We start from the raw sequence: 19195 nt of genomic DNA, 5'->3' as shown, positions 1-19195 counted from the left end.
CTATTCACTCAATACTCAGAAGTTATGATCGGTGTGCCAACCACAATTGTATCTTTGTTGTCTGTAGAACGTATTGCTATTTGCACATTTATTTTCTCTCTATTTGTTGAAAGAGCGTCATCCCACTTTTTATTGTATGCGGAGACTGACACAAATGCTCTTTCTTCTACTTGTTCGATCGCTCTTGCTGAAAGATCTTTCAAAACCTGATTGGTTTTATTTTGCAAAACACCTTCAATCTTATCATTCAGTACACCTTGAACACAAGTGTAAATTATAGGTTTTTCACTAAAAATTTTATTTACTTTTTGAACATACTTCGGGTCCCATTTCGCCCCACTTACTTCAAAGATAATGAAAGTGTTTTCTTTAGTATTTTCTTTACTCCAAGTTACTACTACTCGTTCTTCATGAGAAGCAAACTTTTTATAGGATGTAGCTTTATATCCATCTGGAGATTGCTCTACTTCCCACTTTTGAATATTTGCCTTGTCCTTCACATCGTTTAACAACTTTTGAAACGTATGTATATTAGAAATTGTTTTTGTTTCTCTAGCTAACCATGACCATTTTTCTACTTTAGCATCATTTTTCTCTAAAGCCTTAATCATGCTCTCCATTTTCTGTTCATCGCTTATCGGTTTCATCTCTCTATATCCAACCAAAAATAAAACAACACTAAGTGCAACAATAAGAATGGCTTTAAGCTTCAATTTCATCCCCTCCTATCCCCATTGTTAACGGAGATTTGAGGTTCTATACACTACTTTACTAAATACGTTAAACTCTTCGAATAGCCTAAATAATCAAGGAAAAAGTTACTTACAGATGTCCCAATTGCAATTGTAATTAAGATGAGTAATACTCGCGTCTGCAGCACTTTTCCGGACTTCATTAAACGCTCAATGTGAATGCCTTGCAAAGCCCACCACGTAATGGTAATAAACAATAAATGCGAAACAATGGCAATCAGTGCTTGTTGCCCTAAAAGTTGTGCCAAAAAATCGACCCCTTTTTACTCAGCTACTACTTATGAAAGAATATAAAAACGATACCATAATAAGTAGGAGCCACACTTTTTCAAATGCACATAGACATCTTACATTTTACATCGTGATTTTCTTTCAAAAAACGTATATCTACATTACAAGTTAACACAAAATAAAAAGCGCAGAGTACTGACTCCACACCTTTTATTTTCACTATTGTACCACGTTCCCTAAGAAGAAGAAATCTTTCATTAATGGAAAATATTCATAAAAGAAATTGTACCCAATCATCGGCATAATCCCTAGTATTACAATCGAAATTGCACAAAGGCTCATAACAACCTTTATATTTAATGGTAACCGTATCCTCTCTTCTGTCTCTCCGGTGCGGAAAAACATTTGTTGTAAAATACGGAAATAATATACGAATGAAACAACTGTCGTACCCATCATAATCGAAGCTAGTACGTAATGTGCTGGCTCTACATGAAGCGCGCCTAAAAAGATGTTAATCTTTCCAATGAAGCCAGCCGTCCCTGGTATCCCGGCCAGCGATAAAATAAAGATTGTCATCATGATCGCTGCAAATGGTGATTTCTTATATAATCCGGTGAAAATCGTTATATTTTCCTTATCGTTTTGTAAGATTAAGCCGTGGATAATGGCAAACGCGCCTATATTCATAAGCATGTATGCCAACATATAAAACCACATGCTATCCAGCGTAAATGGTGATAATGCCACAAGTGGAACGAGCAAATACCCAGCATGCGCAATGCCTGAATAAGCAAATAAACGTTTTACGTTGTATTGTTTTAACGCGACTACATTCCCAACAATCATCGTAATACTTGCTAGCACCGCAATATATATACTCATATGCCCATATAAAGATTTCATATCTCCTTGTATTAATACACTTGCAAAAACCATAAGGAACAAACGAATAATGAGTAGGAACCCAGCAATTTTAGAAATCGTTCCAAGAAAGGCAGTAACAGGTGTAGTCGCTCCTTCATACACATCAGGTGCCCACATATGAAACGGCACTGTGGCAATTTTAAATGAGAGACCGACTAGCAATAAAAGAAATGCCAGAGCTAGCAATAACTGAATACCACTAGCGAGCTCCCCAGTGAGTACCTTTTGCATATCTACAATGTTAGTTGAACCTGTAATACCGTATAAATAACTCATTCCGAAGAGCGTGATCGCCGTTCCAATTCCTCCGCTAATGACATATTTCATTGCCGCTTCATTTGATGCACGGTTCTTTTTTCGTATTCCTACTAAAATATAAGAAGAAAGTGAAAGTAACTCTAAACCAACGAAAAGGGTGATAAAGTCAACACTAGAAGCCATGAACATCGCACCAAGAAGTGCCATTAAAAATAAGTAATAATATTCGCCCTTATCTTCAATCGGATTCTTCTTATCATCGCTCATTGCGATGCATAAAATGAGAGCTGAGGCGCCTAATAACAACGTTTTAAACCCTTTTGAAAATCCATCTAACACAAACGATCCGTTTAAAATATCTCCAGCTGGTTCGCTATATAGCGTAATTAATGAAACAATTGCTAATACGATGGCAGCGATCGCACCAAGAGCTACATATCTATGATTCAGCTTAAAAAACAAATCACATATGGAAAGAAGGATGGCGGCCCCGAGAATAATAAATTCTGGCACCATTAGATGCCACGATAAGCTAAGTAACGTATTCATATCCATCCTACTTCACCCCCAATGTTTTCAATGTATTTTGAAGCGGATCCCCTAGTATCTCTGGCATAACTCCAATTACAATAATACAAAAGATAAGTAGTAAAACAGGGACGTACTCCCATCCGTGTATATCAGACTTTGCTTCCCACTCTTTCTTTCCAAATGTCACTTGAAGTGTCGCTCTTAATACGTATACAGCAGTTAAAATGATGCCAATCACACCGACTGCAGCAATGACGGGCTCTCCTTGAAATAAACCGAGAAAGGCAAGAAATTCGCTAACAAACCCAGACATCCCTGGTAATCCAAGCGATGCCATTCCTCCTGCTAAGAAGAAGCCACTAAGTACTGGGACACTTTTTGCGAGTCCACCAAGCGCTGTAATTTCTGATGTTCCGAAACGTTGTTCTATAACACCGAGTAAGAAAAACAGCAAGGCTGCAATTAAACCGTGCGATACAACCTGAAATAACGCCCCTTGTGTACCCGGTGCATTAAGTGACGCAAGTCCCATTAACACAATTCCCATATGCGAAATACTAGAGTAAGCCAGTACTTTCCTAAAGTCCGTTTGGATGAGCGCTAAAAAGGCACCGTATAATAAATTAATTACACCTAATATCGCAATTAGCGTTGCAACATCGTGAAAATATTCCGGGAATAGCCCTTTTCCAAAGCGAATAATACCGTATGCTCCAATCTTTAACAAAACTCCAGCATGAAGCATAACTACAGCTGGATGCGCTTCTATGTGCACATTGACCATCCAACGGTGCAACGGAAAAACAGGTAGTTTAATTGCAAAGGCAATCATTATGGAAATAAATACACCAAGCTGCAAGCTACTTGGGATGATGAGTTCTCCTTCTGCACTTACGCTTCTTAATATCTCTTTCAGCTCCACAATATTTGTTGTACCTGTTTTCGCGAACAAAATTGAGAAAACAATGAGCAAAACAGCTGAGCCAATACCGTTATATATTAAATAACTATACGCAGCCTTTTCGCTCGACAATTTTCCCCACTTCCCAATCAATAAGAACATTGGTGGCAACGTAATTTCAAAGAAGATAAAAAACAACATTAGATTTTGAGCAGCAAAGACGCCGAGCATCCCTATTTCTAGCATGAGTAACAGCATATAAAATGCTTTTAAATTTCTTTTAATAGAAAAGGCTGCAATTGCTGCGAGCATCGCTAGAAGAGCCGTCAACACCATCATAACAAGCGACAAACCATCAATACCGAGCTCGTAATAAATAGAAAACCACCTTTTATCTACCGCTGTAAAATCTCCGAACTTAATCCATTTCACCTTTTCATCAAATAGTGACAAACTCTTTCCAGAAGCATATGTACAAGCGAGGACGATAGCGATTCCAAATGGAAGTGCCGTCCCAAATAAACCAAGCGCCCGCACTGTACGCAATTCCTTTTTCGGTGTTAATACAAGCAATAAAATTCCTAAAAGCGGGGAAAAAATGAAGAACGTTAACAACAAATCATTCATCGTAAATCCCCTCCTGTATAGAGCAAAATAATGACGAGTACAGCGAGCGAAACCGCCGTTACAGTACCGTACACTTGTACATTCCCGTTTTGAAGTTTCGATCCAAGATTACTTGTGCCTTTAACTACGCTTCCAATTAAAACTGCAATTCCCTCGACTACATACACTTCAAATAAGCGAAGCACATGAGCGATTCCTTTCGTAATAGGGATCACCGTCATGTTGTATAGTTCATCCACATAATATTTTTCTTTCAAAAGATTATAAAGCGAGGTTTCCGTACCCCCAGCCCAATCTCTAGAAATTGATTTCTTGCCATATATGAAATATGCAAGAGCGATTCCCGCAAATGAAACGAGCGTCGCAACAATCATAATCCAAACTGGCCCATGCGCTTCTTCAACCTTGAACCCTACATCTTTCGTCAACCAATCTCCGAGAAACGTACCGAACCATGGTGTATTTATATATCCTGCCACTACTGCGAGAACGCCGAGAACAATCATTGGATACGTCATAACGCGGGGCGACTCATGCACATCTTCCTTCGTCTTCGTTTCTCCGGTAAAGACAAGAAAGTATAGGCGGAACATATAAAACGCTGTCAAAAACGCCGCAATTACTGCTAAAGTAAATAAAACGTAATTGCCATTCATCCAAGTCGCCGCTAAAATTTCATCTTTGCTGAAAAAACCGGAAAGGAGCGGAACACCGCTAATGGCAAGGGTACCTATTAGAAATAGCGTACCAGTTACTTTCATCTTCTTCTGTAAACCGCCCATTTTATTAATGTTTTGCGTATGCACTGCATGAATTACACTTCCTGCTGCCAAAAATAGTAGTGCTTTAAAAAAAGCATGTGTCGTTAAATGGAAGACGCCAGCTACATAACCTGCAGAACCTAACGCAAGCATCATATATCCAAGCTGGCTAACTGTAGAATAAGCAAGTACTCTCTTTATATCTGTTTGCACGAGACCGATAGAGGCCGCAAAGATTGCAGTGAAAGCTCCAACGATTGCCACGGTCTGCATCGCCACTGTACTTGCTGAAAATAGAGGGAACATCGTCGCTACTAAATATACGCCTGCTGCAACCATCGTCGCGGCGTGAATAAGTGCCGAAACAGGCGTTGGCCCCTCCATTGCATCTGGCAACCACGTATGAAGCGGGAACTGACCTGATTTCCCCATCGCCCCGATAAAAATTAATATCGCTGTTATCGTAATCATGTAAGGAGGTAAATCCCCTGTATAAATCGCCCTAAATATTGCGTCATATTCAAAACTACCTGCGTACCAAAAAATTAAAATCATCCCGATAAATAAACCAACATCCCCAATACGGGTCATAATAAAAGCCTTTTTTGCAGCAGCCTTCGCTTCTTCTTTAAAGAAATAAAAACCGATAAGTAAAAATGAGCCAAGGCCAACTAATTCCCAAAATATATAAAGCTGTAATAAATTCGTTGATATAACAAGCCCTAACATCGCAAATGTAAAGAGTCCTAAATATGCGTAAAAGGTTGGTAATCGTTCATCACCTTTCATATAACCTTTCGAATACACATGTACAAGCAGACTCACAAGCGTAACGATAAATAACATTAAAGCTCCTAATGCAGTCACCTCAAAGCCGAATGATATATCCACATCTCCAGCTCTAAGCCACACCCACTTATGCTTCACGCTTGCTTCTGAAAACCTTTCTATTAACACAAGTACCGCAAGTATAAAGGAGAGAAAGACGAAAAAAATACTAAGTACGCTGCTTCCTTCTCTAATTTTCTTCCCGAATATAATAAGTAACAAAAACGAAACGAGTGGGAAAAGCGGTATGAGCCATGCATAATCGATCATTGTTTCCTTCCCCCTTTTTCGGTCACAATGCTATCCTTTGAGCGTATCCATTTCATCCACCTGAACTGTCGTACGATTACGATACAAAGCAATTAAAATAGCGAGTCCTACCGCCGCTTCTGCTGCCGCTACAGCCATCGTAAACAGTGAGAAAATTTGACCTGTTAAATTCGGAAATAGGCCTAATTTACTAAACGCCACTAAGTTTAAATTGGCAGCATTCAGCATTAATTCGATACAAACTAATACGATTACTGTATTCCGCTTTGTTAAAGCTCCAAATAGACCGATGCAAAACAAAATAATCGCAAGTGTTAAATATGCAGAAGCCGGAACGCTACTCATTGGAATCCTCCTCTTTCTCGTCCTTTTTCGCAAGTATAATCGCGCCAACGAGTGCTACAAGTAAAATAACTGAAGTTAGTTCAAATGGAATAATATATTTTGAATAGAGAAGCGTACCGATTTGAAGTGTGTTGTTTTCATGGAGAGGTAAACTTCCTTGTGTGCTTTCATTTGCAAAATCAACATTATTAACAGCGAAATACATAACCGCTCCAAATGCTACAACTGCAAAGAAGATAATCCATTTTCGAAGAGTAAGACGCGATTCATTTTCCGCGTTATGTTTCGTTAACATAATGCCGAAAATCATAATAATTGTGATTGCACCAGAGTAAAGTAAAATTTGTGCAACGCCTATAAATTCAGCTGATAAAAGAAAATACAAACCTGCAATGCTGAGAAATGTCAGAACGAGAGCTAGCATCATGTGCATAACTTTCGTTAAGTTCAACATAAGAACACCGCCGATAATTGCAGACAAGGATAGTATAAAGAATGCTACAAACTCGCCATTCATGCCTTATTCTCCTTCCTGACGTTTTCGTCGTTTTCGTCAAGCCACTGCAAATTTTTAAATAAGTCATCACGTGAATATTCCGCGAGTTCAAAGTTATTTGTCATGACAATTGCCTCTGTCGGGCAAACTTCTGTACATAAATCACAAAGAATACAAATTTCAAAATTAATATCATACGTGTCGATAATTTTTCCTTTTTTCGTAGGATCTGGATGTTTCTTTCCTGTTAACTGAATACAGTCTGTCGGACAAATGTTAGAGCATTGATTACAAACAATACATTTCTCCGGATAAAATTTTTGAATCCCCCGAAAACGGTCTGGCAACGGCAACGGCTGATTTGGATAATCATACGTTACCTTCTTCTTGCTCAAATTACTTAATGTATATTTTAATCCTTTAAATAGTCCTTTCATCTCTTACTGGCACCCCCCTCATAGATTAGAAGAATAACTCCTTAATCAATGCCGTTAAGAAAATATTTGCAAGTGCAATCGGCAATAATACTTTCCATCCAAACTCCATTAACTGGTCACCTCTTATACGTGGGAACGTGACGCGGAACCAAATTAATAGAAAGACTACACTGCTAAATTTCAAAGCAAACCATACGGCACCTGGGATAAATCCAAGAAACATGACTGGATTCCATCCGCCTAAAAAGAGCACTGTAATTAACGATGCCATCCCGAAGAAATATACGTACTCTGAAAGCATGAAAAACGCCCAGCGAAAACCTGAGTATTCCGTATGATATCCAGAAACAAGTTCTGACTCCGCTTCTGGCAAATCGAATGGTGTCCTATTTAACTCTGCCACTGCTGCGATTAAGAAAACAACGAAGCCAATTGGCTGTACGAAAATGTACCAAACCTTCTCCTGCGCCGCTACAATCTCATTTAAATTCAGGCTACCAGCTAGCAAAACGATACCAATTACACTCATTACGAGCGGAATCTCATAAGAAATCATTTGCGCTGCCGCACGCATCCCTCCTAAAAGGGAATATTTATTATTTGATGCCCATCCCCCAGTTACAACACCTATCGTCGTAATACCGGAAACAGCAATATAATAAAGTAGCCCGACTCCAATATCTGCAAATTGAAATTTATCAGTGAACGGGATAACTGCAAGCACCATAAATGCTGGTGCAAATGCAATGACAGGTGCTAATATAAACAGCGGTTTATCTGCTGCTTTCGGAATACTATCTTCTTTCAATAATAGTTTTAAAACATCAGCTACCGTTTGCAGTAAACCGAATCGGCCTCCAACCTGGTTTGGTCCAATCCGCCCTTGCATAAACCCCATCACTTTCCGTTCTGCCAAAATTCCATATGTAACGAAGCCAAGGACTGCAAATAGTAGAAGCACCGCTAATCCGAAAAAAATGAAGAAATTCGTCCAGCTTGAAGGTGATTGTAAGAGCGTCTCAATCATTAGCCATCAACCTCCCCAAGTACAATATCAACTCCACCTAAAATCGTAATTAAATTAGCGATGTTTTCACCTTTTAATAACTTCGGTAAAATTTGCAAGTTATAAAAAGATGGTCTACGAAACTTCAAACGGTACGGCTCTTTCTTTCCATCACTTGCGATATAACAACCAATCTCTCCGCGCGGCGATTCTATACGTACGAACGCTTCTCCCTTAGGTGCCTTAATAATTTTCGGTACTTTTGCCAGCACAGCTCCATCTTTCGGGAACTGTTGAACCGCTTGCTCAACAATCTTTAAAGACTCCTCGATTTCTTGCATTCGGCAAACGTAGCGATCCCAAGCATCTCCCACGCTTCCAACAGGAATATCAAAATCAAAACGATCATAAATTGAATACGGCTCATCTTTGCGAAGATCCCAGTTTACCCCGGTGCACCGCAAATTTGCTCCGCTTAAAGAATACGAGATCGCTTCTTCCGCGCTATATATACCAACGCCTTTCACACGATTTAAGAAAATCTCATTACCGCTAACAAGATCATGATAACCTGCTAATTGCTCCCTCATATACGGAACAAACTCTTCCACCTTTTCAATCCAACCATCTGGCGCATCCCACTTCACACCGCCAACTCTCATATAGTTAAAAGTAAGCCGTGCCCCACATAATTCATTTAATAAATTTATAATCATCTCTCGTTCACGAAACGCGTACAGAAACGGGCTGACCGCTCCTATATCAAGAAGATTCGTCCCCCACCAAACGAGATGGCTCGCAATTCTTCCTAGCTCCATCGCAAGTACTCGCAAGTATTCGGCACGCTCTGGAATTTCAAGTCCCACCATCGTCTCTACAGCATGGCAAATGACGTAATTATTCGTCATGGCTGATAAATAGTCCATTCGATCTGTATAAGGAATAATTTGCGTATACTGTAAGCTCTCAGCAATCTTTTCCGTCCCGCGATGCAAGTACCCAATAACCGGTGTAGCTTCTTTAATAATTTCCCCGTCAATCTTAATTACGAGCCTGAACACACCATGTGTACTCGGATGCTGAGGTCCTACATTCAAAAGCATCTCTTCCGTGCGGATCATAGCTACACCTCCACATCATACGGTTCATAGTCTTTTCTAAGCGGATATCCTACCCAATCATCTGGCATTAAAATACGCGTTAAATTCGGATGCCCTTTAAATACAATGCCTAGCAAATCGTACGCTTCTCTCTCCGGCCAGTCAGCCCCTTTCCAAAGCGCTGTCACAGACTCGACTTGCGGCGCTTCCCGGTCTAGTTTTACCTTCACCGCTACCGATCGTTTCTTGCCATATGAAAACAAATGAACATACACTTCCATATGTGTCACAAAATCCGTCGCATGTAGCTCTGACATATAATCAAAAGCAAGTCCCTCATGGAATCGCAGTGACTCCATCACTTCATAATATTTTGCGGGATCCACCACAAGAGTTGGCACATCCTTTGACAATTTATTAATATAGGAATCTACTAATGCACCCTTTCCTAACTTCTCCCTAATAGCCTCAACATACTGATTTAAATGTGGTTGATTTACGGACGGTTCTTCCTGCTTCGGCTCATCCTCTTTCTTACCTTCAGCTCCCTTTGTCTTCGCTCTTGCAGCCGCTGCAATTGCCTTGGCCTTTTCATCTCCCGAATCCCCATCACCTTGCAAGGCTTTCTGCTTCGCTAATGCTGCCGCTTTTGCCTTGGCTTTCGCTTTTTCTTCTTCCGTTACTTCTTCTGTCCCTTCTCTTTTCTGTTTCGCTAACGCCGCCGCTTTTGCTTTTGCAGCTGCTGCCGCCTTCGCCTTGGCTTTCGCTTTTTCTTCTTCCGTTACTTCTTCTGTTCCTTCTCTTTTTTGCTTCGCTAACGCTGCCGCTTTTGCTTTTGCTGCCGCTGCTGCCTTCGCCTTCACTTTCGCTTTTTCTTCTTCCGTTACTTCTTCTGTTCCTTCTCTTTTCTGCTTCGCTAACGCTGCCGCTTTTGCTTTTGCTGCCGCTGCTGCCTTCGCCTTGGCTTTCGCTTTTTCTTCTTCCGTTACTTCTTCTGTTCCTTCTCTTTTCTGCTTCGCTAACGCTGCCGCTTTCGCTTTTGCTGCCGCTGCTGCACGTCGTTTTGCTTCTTCTATAGTAATATCATCATTTTTTGGTAGCGCTTTCTCTTTTTCTTGATCTTCTGCCTCAAGCTCACTTATTTCCGCCTCGTGTTTCGCTACAAGGCGTTTTCTCGCTTCTTCTTTTGCACGCCTAGCTGCTTCTTTTTTCAAATCCTCTAAATCTTTGTTTGGATTACTCATTTATTCGTCACCTGCTTCCCGGTCTTTGCTTCGTAACGAATTTTTTCTTTTAATTTATTAATTCCATAAATTAAAGCAGCCGGATTTGGGGGACAACCAGGAATATACACATCAACTGGTACGATTTGGTCTACACCTTTCACAACAGCATATGAATTTACATACGGACCACCTGCTGTCGCACAAGATCCCATCGCAATAACCCATTTCGGTTCGGGCATTTGATCATATAAACGCCGAACAATAGGAGCCATCTTCTTCGTTACTGTTCCCGATACAATCATGACGTCCGATTGCCTTGGTGAAGTTCGAAAAAATGACCCAAATCGATCTAAATCGTAATGTGATGAGCCTACCCCCATCATTTCAATTGCACAGCATGCCAGTCCGAATGTCATCGGCCATAAAGAGTTGCTCCTCGCCCATCCTTTCAACTGTTCCAATGTAGAAAAAAAGATATTTCGTTCTAATTCTGCTCGCTCATTTGGATGTAATTCCTCAAAATTTATAACCATTGTAACACCTTCTTTTTCCAAGCATACGCTAATCCAACTAGCAACATTACAACAAAGATGAGCATTTCAATTAATGCAAATAAACCTAGCTTGTCATACGCAACAGCCCACGGATATAAAAATAAAGTTTCTACATCAAAGATCACAAACAATAAAGCGAAAATATAATAACGAGCATGAAACCGAATATTTGCATCATGAAAAGGCTCAATTCCACTCTCATACGTCGTCGCCTTTGCTGCACTTGGTTTATTTGGGCGCAGCATCCTTCCTAATGTAAGAGCCACTACCGGCAGCAATATACCTAATAGCAAGAAAATCAAAACGATCATATAACTATTTTCATATACACTTGCCATTGTGAAACCCTCCCCCCTAAATTAAGAACAAGTTCACATAGTAAACAATATGTCCTAGTTGCAGTAATTATTATTTTTAAATTTTTCTAAATAATACAACTATTCTAATCATTATAGCAAACTTCAAATTCCTATGTCGATATGTTGGGAGACAGAAACAAGAATTATTAAAATCTATCTTTACAACTTGCTATAATTGTGCAAAATAAATATAAAACTTATATATGCTTTTCAAGAAACCGTAGGTGATATAAATGAAAAAACAAACACATGTAAGTATTCTTATAAGCATTGTATTGCTGTCTATAACGCTTCACTATGTAGCAATGCCTTTTGTATATGAATACTCATTTCCTTTTCAGCTATTAATCGGAACGAGCACCCTATTAATTGATATTATCGCTTGTAGTTATATACTTTATTTTTCAAACATGAAAGAAGGACTATCTCGTTTATTTTGGATCATATTATCTGTTGGAGCTCTCTCTTATTTTATCGGTGATATAGTCGTTGCCTATCAGCGTTTAATTGTAAAGGACTTCTATACGTTCGTTGATCCATCTGACTTTTTTTACTTACTTTTTTTAGTTAGCTTTACGTTTGCCTTTCTATACGAAATCATTTATAACCGAGATTTATTAGAAAAACTTTTTATGCTATGTGATATTTGTATTATCGTTACAGCCCAATTTACTTTAAGTTACTACTTACTTATTGAACGAACTATTCATATCTTTACAACATCCTATATCGACATATTTGTTCAACTTACCTATCCAATGGCTGATTTACTCTTTCTCTTAATAGGAATCAACCTTTTATTCAAACCACTATCCTTATTACCTAAAAAGGTCGGTGCACTTCTTGGCAGTGCTTTAATTTTATATGCTACTACAGATGCGATTTATGCTTATATAAAATACTTCATACCAGAGTATTCTATGTTTACAGTTACTCCTTTCTATCAAGTAACCTTAGTACTAGTAGCAATCGCCTGTATTCTCCATACAAAAAAGCCTGAAAAACAAGAACAAGTACTACTAACACCTAAAATTGGCGAATCAATCCGATTATCATTACCGTATATTTCGGTAGTAATGCTTATTGTTTTTATATTAGTTGAATACGTTTTTGCGCCTATTATAGTAATCGGACTTATAATAACTTTTTCTTTCGTTCTCATACGTCATAGTTTAGTTCGAAAACAAAATAAAATATTATTGATCGCTCAAATGCAATTCAACTCAGAACTCGAGAAACAAATTAAACTACGTACAGAAGATTTAGTAGAACAGAAAAATGAACTCTATCATAATCAACAAATGTTTAAATCTTTATACGAGCATCATCCAGATCCAATTTTCACATTAGATTTGTACGGTAATTTTCTCAAAGTAAATAACGCTGGTACTACTTTACTCGGTTATCAAACGAATGAATTATTAAACCAGCCTTACTATTCACTCATATACGAAGAAGATTTAGAAGAAATGATTAACGCCTTTCATCGCGTGAAAAAGGGATATTCTATTTCTTTAGAAATACGGGCTTACCATAAAAACAGAGATATTTACTACTTGCACGTTACCGCCGTACCGATCTTTTTAAAGGAGAAAATTTCTGGGGTTTATTTAATGATTAAAGATATTACGGAAAGCAAACAACAACAAGAACAAATCAACTTCCTAGCATACCATGATACTTTAACAGAGCTTGCAAATCGTCGTGCATTTCATCAACATTTAGAACAGGCAATTGCGCGAGCAAAAATATCGAAAAAGCCTTTTGCTGTTATGTTTCTCGACCTAGACCGTTTTAAAGTTATTAATGATACCCTCGGTCATCGAGTAGGAGACCTATTGCTCATCGCAGTAGCAAAAAGGCTCGAAAGAATAGCAACATCAAATATGAAACTCGCGCGGCTAGCTGGGGATGAGTTCACAATCCTTATCGAGAATTACAAAAAAAAGCCAGATGTCCAAAAAATAGCTGATAGGATTGTAGCGGCCATGAATGAGCCATTTGAAATCGAAAATCAACATTTACAAATCTCACCGAGCATCGGAATTGCAATATATCCTGAAGCAGGTGAAGATGCGCTATCCATTTTGCAGCATGCTGATATGGCCATGTACGAAGCAAAGAATAAAGGAAAAAACGGTAGCTCTCTTTACACGAAAGAACTATATAAAAAAATGGAACGAAAAGCTCGAATTGAAAAAGATTTGCCAATCGCTTTAGTAAACAAAGAATTTTATCTCGTTTATCAACCACAAATTGATACGACAACAAATAAAATTATCGGTGCTGAAGCTTTAATACGATGGAAACACCCGCTATTAGGTGACATTTCACCATGTGAGTTTATTCCAATTGTAGAAGAGACGCCACAAGTAGTCCCACTTGGACATTGGGTATTACAAGAAGCTTGTCTCCAATTAAAAATATGGCATACCTTTGGCTACCAAAATTTAAAAATAAGTGTTAATTTATCCGCAAAAGAATTCCGACAAGATCAATTAATCGAAAACATTTCACAAATATTAAACGACGTGCAAGTCGACCCAAAATATGTAACCCTTGAGTTAACAGAAAGAATTGCAATGATTGACGAGAAAGAAACGTTATTGAGACTGAAGCAATTAAAAGAGTACGGTATCCAAACTTCCATTGATGACTTCGGTACTGGGTATTCTTCTCTTGCTTATTTATCAATTTTTCCAATCGACACATTAAAAGTACCGAGAGAATTTACACAATTAGCTGATCATCGTCCTGAAGAACGAGCCATCGTTTCTACAATACTTTCCCTCGCAAATACTTTAAATCTTTCAGTCGTTGCCGAAGGAATTGAAACCGAAAAACAACTTAAGTTTCTGCAAAAACATAAATGTAAATATATGCAAGGTTACTATTTCAGTAAACCACTTACTAGTAATCAATTTATAAAATTTCTACAAAAAACCCCCAGTATGAACAAATAATTCATACTGGGGGTTTTATAGTGCTAAATTTTTTTCTCATAATATTCTTCTGCAATCTCTTCGTAAAAAGCTGCAGATGTCGTATAGAAATATGGAATTAACCATAAGAATCCAATCCCTAACGTAATACAACTTAATATAAACCAGCCAATAAAACTTAAACATAAAATGAAATACTCCATCTTATGTCCATCCATCATACGACGACTTTCTGTAATAGCTTGGTTCAGTGAATACTCAGGATGATCGTTTATAATAAAGTATGTCATCGCATAAGAAAATGATTTAATAATACCTGGAATAATGAACAATAACGTCCATAAGAAAAGATAAAGATTTACTAATAAATATAATAAAAATGATTTTAGAAATCTCTTTCCCTCTGAAAACCAAATGAATACATTACCAATACTAGCTTGCTTTTCACGAAGGATATTTAAACCAAGGTAATATCCACCTAAAGTTAACGGTCCAGTAACAAAAAATGAAAGAATATTCGTTGAAAGTGAACCATTTGTTTTTTGCCAACCGAAAATCAAAGAAAATCCCCAATCAACACTAAAACTAAAAGCCGTGATAAGAATTGAAATGAGTAGTGTAGCTCCAACAGCTAATCCCCATTTCCCTTCTAATGAATCTAGTGCTTCTCCTTTTAAATCACTAATCATGCGTAGCCTCGCCTCCTATACACAATAATTCTATTAGTATAGCATGTTCCTATTGAAATTCACCTTTTGAAATGTAGCGATAAAAGTGTGCTGTCGTCGTACTCATATACGGACTAAGCCAAAGAAATCCTATTCCAAAAGTAAGCAGCGCTAAAATAGCCCATCCTATGAAGCTCAGCCATAAAAGAAACAAATCTAACTTATGACCCTTCATAAGATTCTTACTTTCCTTCATCGCCTGCGAAACACTATATTCTGGATTTTCAATCATCACATAGTACGTCAGTGCATAAGAAAAATACATCACAATCATACCAACAATTGAAATTGCTAATAGTACGAAGAAAGCTATTGCAAATGACGTATTCCCTTCTTCACCTAACAATGCAAATAAGCCTATTAACAGCATCGGAATCCATGTACCTGTATATAACAAAATCGCAAGCATTGCCCACATTGTTTTCATCATTCTTTTAAAGCCACGAAATCCTTCGAATAAGTAATCTACTTTAGCATCTTCTCGTTTACTAATCTGTAAAAATACATTTGTATAACCATATGACGTAATCCCATACGATGCGTTACTCAAAATTATCATAATGCAATAGAAAATCCCAAATGTAATAGCTGCTCCAATTGACATCGTTTCCGCCTCAACTGACCCAGCTAAGCTAACAACTAAGAAAAATATAATAATTCCTGGAATTAATAATATAAACATTGCAGCCATCGAAACGACATAACTTAAAATAAAATATAAAATCGTTGATCCAACACCTAGTCCCCATTTCCCCTTTAAAGAGTACAATGCTTCTCGTTTCATTTCACCGACCATTGATTCATCCCCTTCATAAAATATAAATTGTTGTACACTTCTACTTATACAAGCATCAATATAATTATACCAGTTTTGTAAAATTATCCATAAAATACACAAAAAAAAATCCGTAAAGGCAAGGCCCTTACGGATTTTTTTACTTCATATCAGAAACATTTAAACGGTTCACAGCACGTTGTAATGCCATTTCTGCACGTCTAAAGTCAACATGTGCTTGTTTGTCTTGCATACGTTGCTCAGCGCGACGCTTCGCTTCATTTGCACGATGGATATCGATATGGTTTGCTTCTTCAGCAGATGATGATAATACAGTTACTTTATCTGGACGAACTTCGATAAAGCCACCACTTACTGCTACATAATCAGTGTGTCCACCATTTTTCAGACGAACCGCACTAATTTTTAATGGTGCAACAGTTGGAATGTGACCTGGTAAGATCCCCATTTCCCCACTCTCTGCTTTTACACTTACCATTTCTACTTCTTTTTCGTAAACCGGTCCATCAGGAGTTACAATACTGACTGGAAATGTCTTCATACTTCGTCCCTCCTAAGGCCTTACGCCATCATTTTCTTCGCGTTCTCAATAACTTCTTCAATGCTACCAACAAGGCGGAATGCATCTTCTGGAAGGTCATCATATTTTCCTTCTAGAATTTCTTTGAAGCCACTAACTGTATTTTTTACAGGTACGTAAGAACCTTTTTGACCTGTAAACTGCTCAGCTACGTGGAAGTTTTGAGATAAGAAGAATTGAATACGACGAGCACGATGTACAACTAACTTATCTTCTTCAGATAACTCATCCATACCTAAGATAGCGATGATATCTTGAAGTTCTTTGTAACGTTGTAAAGTTTGCTGCACTTGACGTGCTACTTCATAATGCTCTTCTCCTACGATTTCTGGAGAAAGTGCACGAGATGTAGATGCTAATGGATCTACGGCTGGGTAAATACCCATTTGTGTTAAACGACGCTCTAAGTTTGTTGTTGCATCTAAGTGAGCGAATGTTGTAGCTGGTGCTGGGTCAGTATAGTCATCGGCTGGTACATATACCGCTTGGATAGACGTGATAGACCCTTTATTTGTAGATGTAATACGCTCTTGTAATTGACCCATTTCTGTTGCAAGTGTTGGTTGGTAACCTACCGCAGATGGCATACGACCAAGAAGGGCAGATACTTCAGAACCAGCTTGCGTGAAACGGAAGATGTTATCGATGAACAGAAGTACGTCTTGTCCTTGCTCATCACGGAAATGCTCAGCCATTGTTAAACCTGTTAATGCAACACGTTGACGTGCTCCAGGTGGCTCATTCATTTGTCCGAATACCATCGCAGTTTTCTTGATTACGCCAGAATCGCTCATTTCATGGTATAAGTCATTACCCTCACGAGTACGCTCACCTACACCAGCGAATACAGAGATACCACCGTGCTCTTGTGCGATGTTGTTAATTAATTCCTGAATTAATACTGTTTTACCTACGCCGGCACCACCGAATAGGCCGATCTTACCACCCTTAATGTAAGGAGCAAGTAAGTCTACTACTTTAATACCAGTTTCAAGAATTTCTACTTTAGTAGATAATTCTTCGAATGCAGGTGCTTGACGGTGAATTGGATCACGGTGTACATCCGCAGGAAGTTCACCATCTAAGTCAATTGCATCACCTAATACGTTGAATACACGACCAAGTGTTGCATCACCAACTGGTACAGAGATTGCTTTACCAGTATCTTCTACTTCTGTGCCACGAACAAGTCCATCTGTGGAAGACATCGCAACTGTACGAACTGTATCATCACCTAAATGAAGTGCAACTTCAAATGTTAAGTTCATGCTTCCGTTTTCGTTGCTTTGTTTTACCGTAAGGGCGTTGTAGATTTCTGGTAGCTTTCCGCCATCAAACTTAACGTCTACAACCGGACCCATGATTTGCGTAACGCGCCCTTTATTCATCGGGTTCCCTCCTAGCTTTCTTTTAATTAGCCAGCTTTCTAAGCGAAGTCGGCTTTTAATTTTTTATTAGTTTAGCTACAGCGGTTAGAATGTTCGGTGGCTTCGCTTTTTCCTACGAGGCACAAATCGCCTCTACGTCAAAAGCTCCCTCCCCCTCTCATTCTGAACGAACCGCTTACGCCTTTTAATACTATTCTAACGCTGCTGCTCCACCAACGATTTCCGTAATTTCTTGCGTAATCGCTGCCTGACGCGCACGGTTGAATGAAAGTGTAAGTGAATCGATAACTTCCATTGCGTTGTCTGTAGCACTCTTCATTGCTGTCATACGCGCTGCGTGCTCACTTGCTTTACCATCTAGTAATGCACCGTACACTAAGCTTTCTGCGTATTGTGGCAATAATACTTTTAAAATTTCTTCTTCAGAAGGTTCGAATTCATAAGCTGTCGTCGGTTTGTCAGACGCCACATCAGTAAGCGGTAAAATTTTATTTTCCGTTACTTCTTGTGAAATTTTACTTACGTAATGGTTGTAGTAAATATACAGCTCATCATAAGCACCATCTGCGAACATCGCAATTGCTCGAGAAGCAAGATCTTTAATATCAGTAAATGATGGGTGGTCAGATAATCCAACTACTTCATCAATGATGTTAAAGCCGCGACGTTTTAAATAATCACGTCCTAGTCGTCCAAGTACAATAATTGAATATTGATTTGAATCCATATTATGACGTTCACGAATTACGTTACTTACTGTACGTAATACGTTACTGTTATAACCACCTGCTAGTCCGCGATCAGATGTAATAACGATGTATCCTGTACGCTTTACAGGACGCGCATTTAGCATTGGATGATTAATTCCTTTACTTCCTTGCGCAATGCTCGCTACTACTTCTTGAATCTTTTCCATATACGGAACGAAAGATTTAGCATTTTGCTCTGCACGGTTTAACTTAGATGCAGATACCATCTCCATCGCCTTCGTAATTTGACTCGTTTTCTTTGTCGAGGTAATCTTCGCTTTTATATCGCGTAAAGATGCCACAGGTTTTCACCACCTTTTTTCCGGAAGTTGGCACGATTAGTAAGAATCCTCTTCCTAATCTACGTTGCAAGATATTCTTGCTCATGATTGAAGGAAAAGAA

Annotated in this window: 19 protein-coding genes; 1 reads left to right on the top strand and 18 read right to left on the bottom strand. The window is 38.6% G+C overall.

Annotated features, from left to right (window positions below):
• Nucleotides 1-8 precede the first annotated feature (8 nt).
• The 13 genes from CQ064_RS16505 to nuoA all read right to left on the bottom strand — a co-directional run bounded on the left by CQ064_RS16505 (nucleotide 9) and on the right by nuoA (nucleotide 11588).
• Nucleotides 9-713 carry a YwmB family TATA-box binding protein gene (locus CQ064_RS16505; protein WP_000767913.1) on the bottom strand — a complete coding sequence of 235 codons (705 nt, stop codon included), beginning with the start codon at nucleotides 711-713 and terminating at the stop codon, nucleotides 9-11.
• 50 nt (nucleotides 714-763) lie between these two features.
• Nucleotides 764-1000, bottom strand: a complete 237-nt coding sequence (locus CQ064_RS16500) for a DUF1146 family protein (protein WP_000057889.1) — start codon at nucleotides 998-1000, stop codon at nucleotides 764-766.
• A 202-nt stretch (nucleotides 1001-1202) separates the two neighbouring features.
• Nucleotides 1203-2717, bottom strand: a complete 1515-nt coding sequence (nuoN, locus tag CQ064_RS16495) for an NADH-quinone oxidoreductase subunit NuoN (protein WP_015055215.1) — start codon at nucleotides 2715-2717, stop codon at nucleotides 1203-1205.
• Nucleotides 2718-2724: 7 nt separating this feature from the next.
• On the bottom strand, nucleotides 2725-4227 hold the full coding sequence (locus CQ064_RS16490) for an NADH-quinone oxidoreductase subunit M (RefSeq protein WP_000998943.1): 1503 nt from the start codon (nucleotides 4225-4227) through the stop codon (nucleotides 2725-2727).
• Entirely contained in the window at nucleotides 4224-6086 is a 1863-nt protein-coding gene (nuoL, locus tag CQ064_RS16485) for an NADH-quinone oxidoreductase subunit L (protein WP_000568236.1), read from the bottom strand. Before nuoL ends, CQ064_RS16490 begins: the two co-directional genes overlap by 4 nt.
• A 30-nt stretch (nucleotides 6087-6116) precedes the next feature.
• A complete protein-coding gene (gene nuoK, locus CQ064_RS16480) occupies nucleotides 6117-6431 on the bottom strand; it encodes an NADH-quinone oxidoreductase subunit NuoK (RefSeq protein WP_000100079.1) in 315 nt (104 codons plus the stop codon).
• Nucleotides 6424-6948, bottom strand: a complete 525-nt coding sequence (locus CQ064_RS16475; RefSeq protein WP_001012812.1) for an NADH-quinone oxidoreductase subunit J — start codon at nucleotides 6946-6948, stop codon at nucleotides 6424-6426. Before CQ064_RS16475 ends, nuoK begins: the two co-directional genes overlap by 8 nt.
• Nucleotides 6945-7364 (bottom strand): NADH-quinone oxidoreductase subunit NuoI, encoded by a 420-nt coding sequence (gene nuoI / locus CQ064_RS16470; RefSeq protein ID WP_000677191.1) that lies wholly within the window; start codon nucleotides 7362-7364, stop codon nucleotides 6945-6947. Before nuoI ends, CQ064_RS16475 begins: the two co-directional genes overlap by 4 nt.
• Nucleotides 7365-7389: 25 nt before the next feature.
• Complete coding sequence (gene nuoH / locus CQ064_RS16465) at nucleotides 7390-8391, bottom strand: NADH-quinone oxidoreductase subunit NuoH (RefSeq protein ID WP_000573426.1); 1002 nt, start codon at nucleotides 8389-8391, stop codon at nucleotides 7390-7392.
• On the bottom strand, nucleotides 8391-9491 hold the full coding sequence (gene nuoD, locus CQ064_RS16460; protein WP_000621461.1) for an NADH-quinone oxidoreductase subunit NuoD: 1101 nt from the start codon (nucleotides 9489-9491) through the stop codon (nucleotides 8391-8393). The genes nuoH and nuoD overlap by 1 nt, the downstream gene beginning before the upstream one ends.
• 2 nt (nucleotides 9492-9493) lie before the next feature.
• Nucleotides 9494-10714, bottom strand: a complete 1221-nt coding sequence (locus tag CQ064_RS16455) for an NADH-quinone oxidoreductase subunit C (RefSeq protein ID WP_000070250.1) — start codon at nucleotides 10712-10714, stop codon at nucleotides 9494-9496.
• Nucleotides 10711-11229, bottom strand: coding sequence for an NADH-quinone oxidoreductase subunit NuoB (gene nuoB / locus CQ064_RS16450; RefSeq protein WP_000236331.1), 519 nt, complete (start codon nucleotides 11227-11229; stop codon nucleotides 10711-10713). Before nuoB ends, CQ064_RS16455 begins: the two co-directional genes overlap by 4 nt.
• A complete protein-coding gene (gene nuoA / locus CQ064_RS16445; protein ID WP_000179273.1) occupies nucleotides 11220-11588 on the bottom strand; it encodes an NADH-quinone oxidoreductase subunit NuoA in 369 nt (122 codons plus the stop codon). Before nuoA ends, nuoB begins: the two co-directional genes overlap by 10 nt.
• A 254-nt stretch (nucleotides 11589-11842) precedes the next feature.
• Between nuoA and CQ064_RS16440 the strand changes: the two genes are divergently transcribed.
• Nucleotides 11843-14572, top strand: a complete 2730-nt coding sequence (locus CQ064_RS16440; RefSeq protein WP_000745010.1) for an EAL domain-containing protein — start codon at nucleotides 11843-11845, stop codon at nucleotides 14570-14572.
• Between the two features lie 23 nt (nucleotides 14573-14595).
• Here CQ064_RS16440 and CQ064_RS16435 read toward each other — a convergent pair whose 3' ends face one another.
• From CQ064_RS16435 to atpG, 5 genes are all read right to left on the bottom strand, one after another.
• The gene (locus tag CQ064_RS16435) at nucleotides 14596-15240 is read right to left on the bottom strand and encodes a DUF975 family protein (RefSeq protein ID WP_000622462.1); all 645 of its coding nucleotides are present in this window, start codon (nucleotides 15238-15240) and stop codon (nucleotides 14596-14598) included.
• Nucleotides 15241-15289: 49 nt separating this feature from the next.
• Nucleotides 15290-16075 (bottom strand): DUF975 family protein, encoded by a 786-nt coding sequence (locus CQ064_RS16430; protein ID WP_000232674.1) that lies wholly within the window; start codon nucleotides 16073-16075, stop codon nucleotides 15290-15292.
• Between the two features lie 139 nt (nucleotides 16076-16214).
• The gene (gene atpC / locus CQ064_RS16425) at nucleotides 16215-16616 is read right to left on the bottom strand and encodes a F0F1 ATP synthase subunit epsilon (protein WP_000847215.1); all 402 of its coding nucleotides are present in this window, start codon (nucleotides 16614-16616) and stop codon (nucleotides 16215-16217) included.
• 20 nt (nucleotides 16617-16636) lie between these two features.
• Nucleotides 16637-18043: a F0F1 ATP synthase subunit beta gene (atpD, locus tag CQ064_RS16420; protein ID WP_001032596.1), complete on the bottom strand. Its 1407-nt coding sequence runs from the start codon at nucleotides 18041-18043 to the stop codon at nucleotides 16637-16639.
• Nucleotides 18044-18233: 190 nt separating this feature from the next.
• A complete protein-coding gene (gene atpG / locus CQ064_RS16410; protein ID WP_000157703.1) occupies nucleotides 18234-19094 on the bottom strand; it encodes a F0F1 ATP synthase subunit gamma in 861 nt (286 codons plus the stop codon).
• Nucleotides 19095-19195: the final 101 nt, after the last annotated feature.

The sequence above is a fragment of the Bacillus sp. MYb78 genome, assembly GCF_002975115.1.
In the GTDB taxonomy this organism is placed as follows: domain Bacteria; phylum Bacillota; class Bacilli; order Bacillales; family Bacillaceae_G; genus Bacillus_A; species Bacillus_A cereus.
This window is presented reverse-complemented; position numbering and strand designations above follow the sequence as displayed.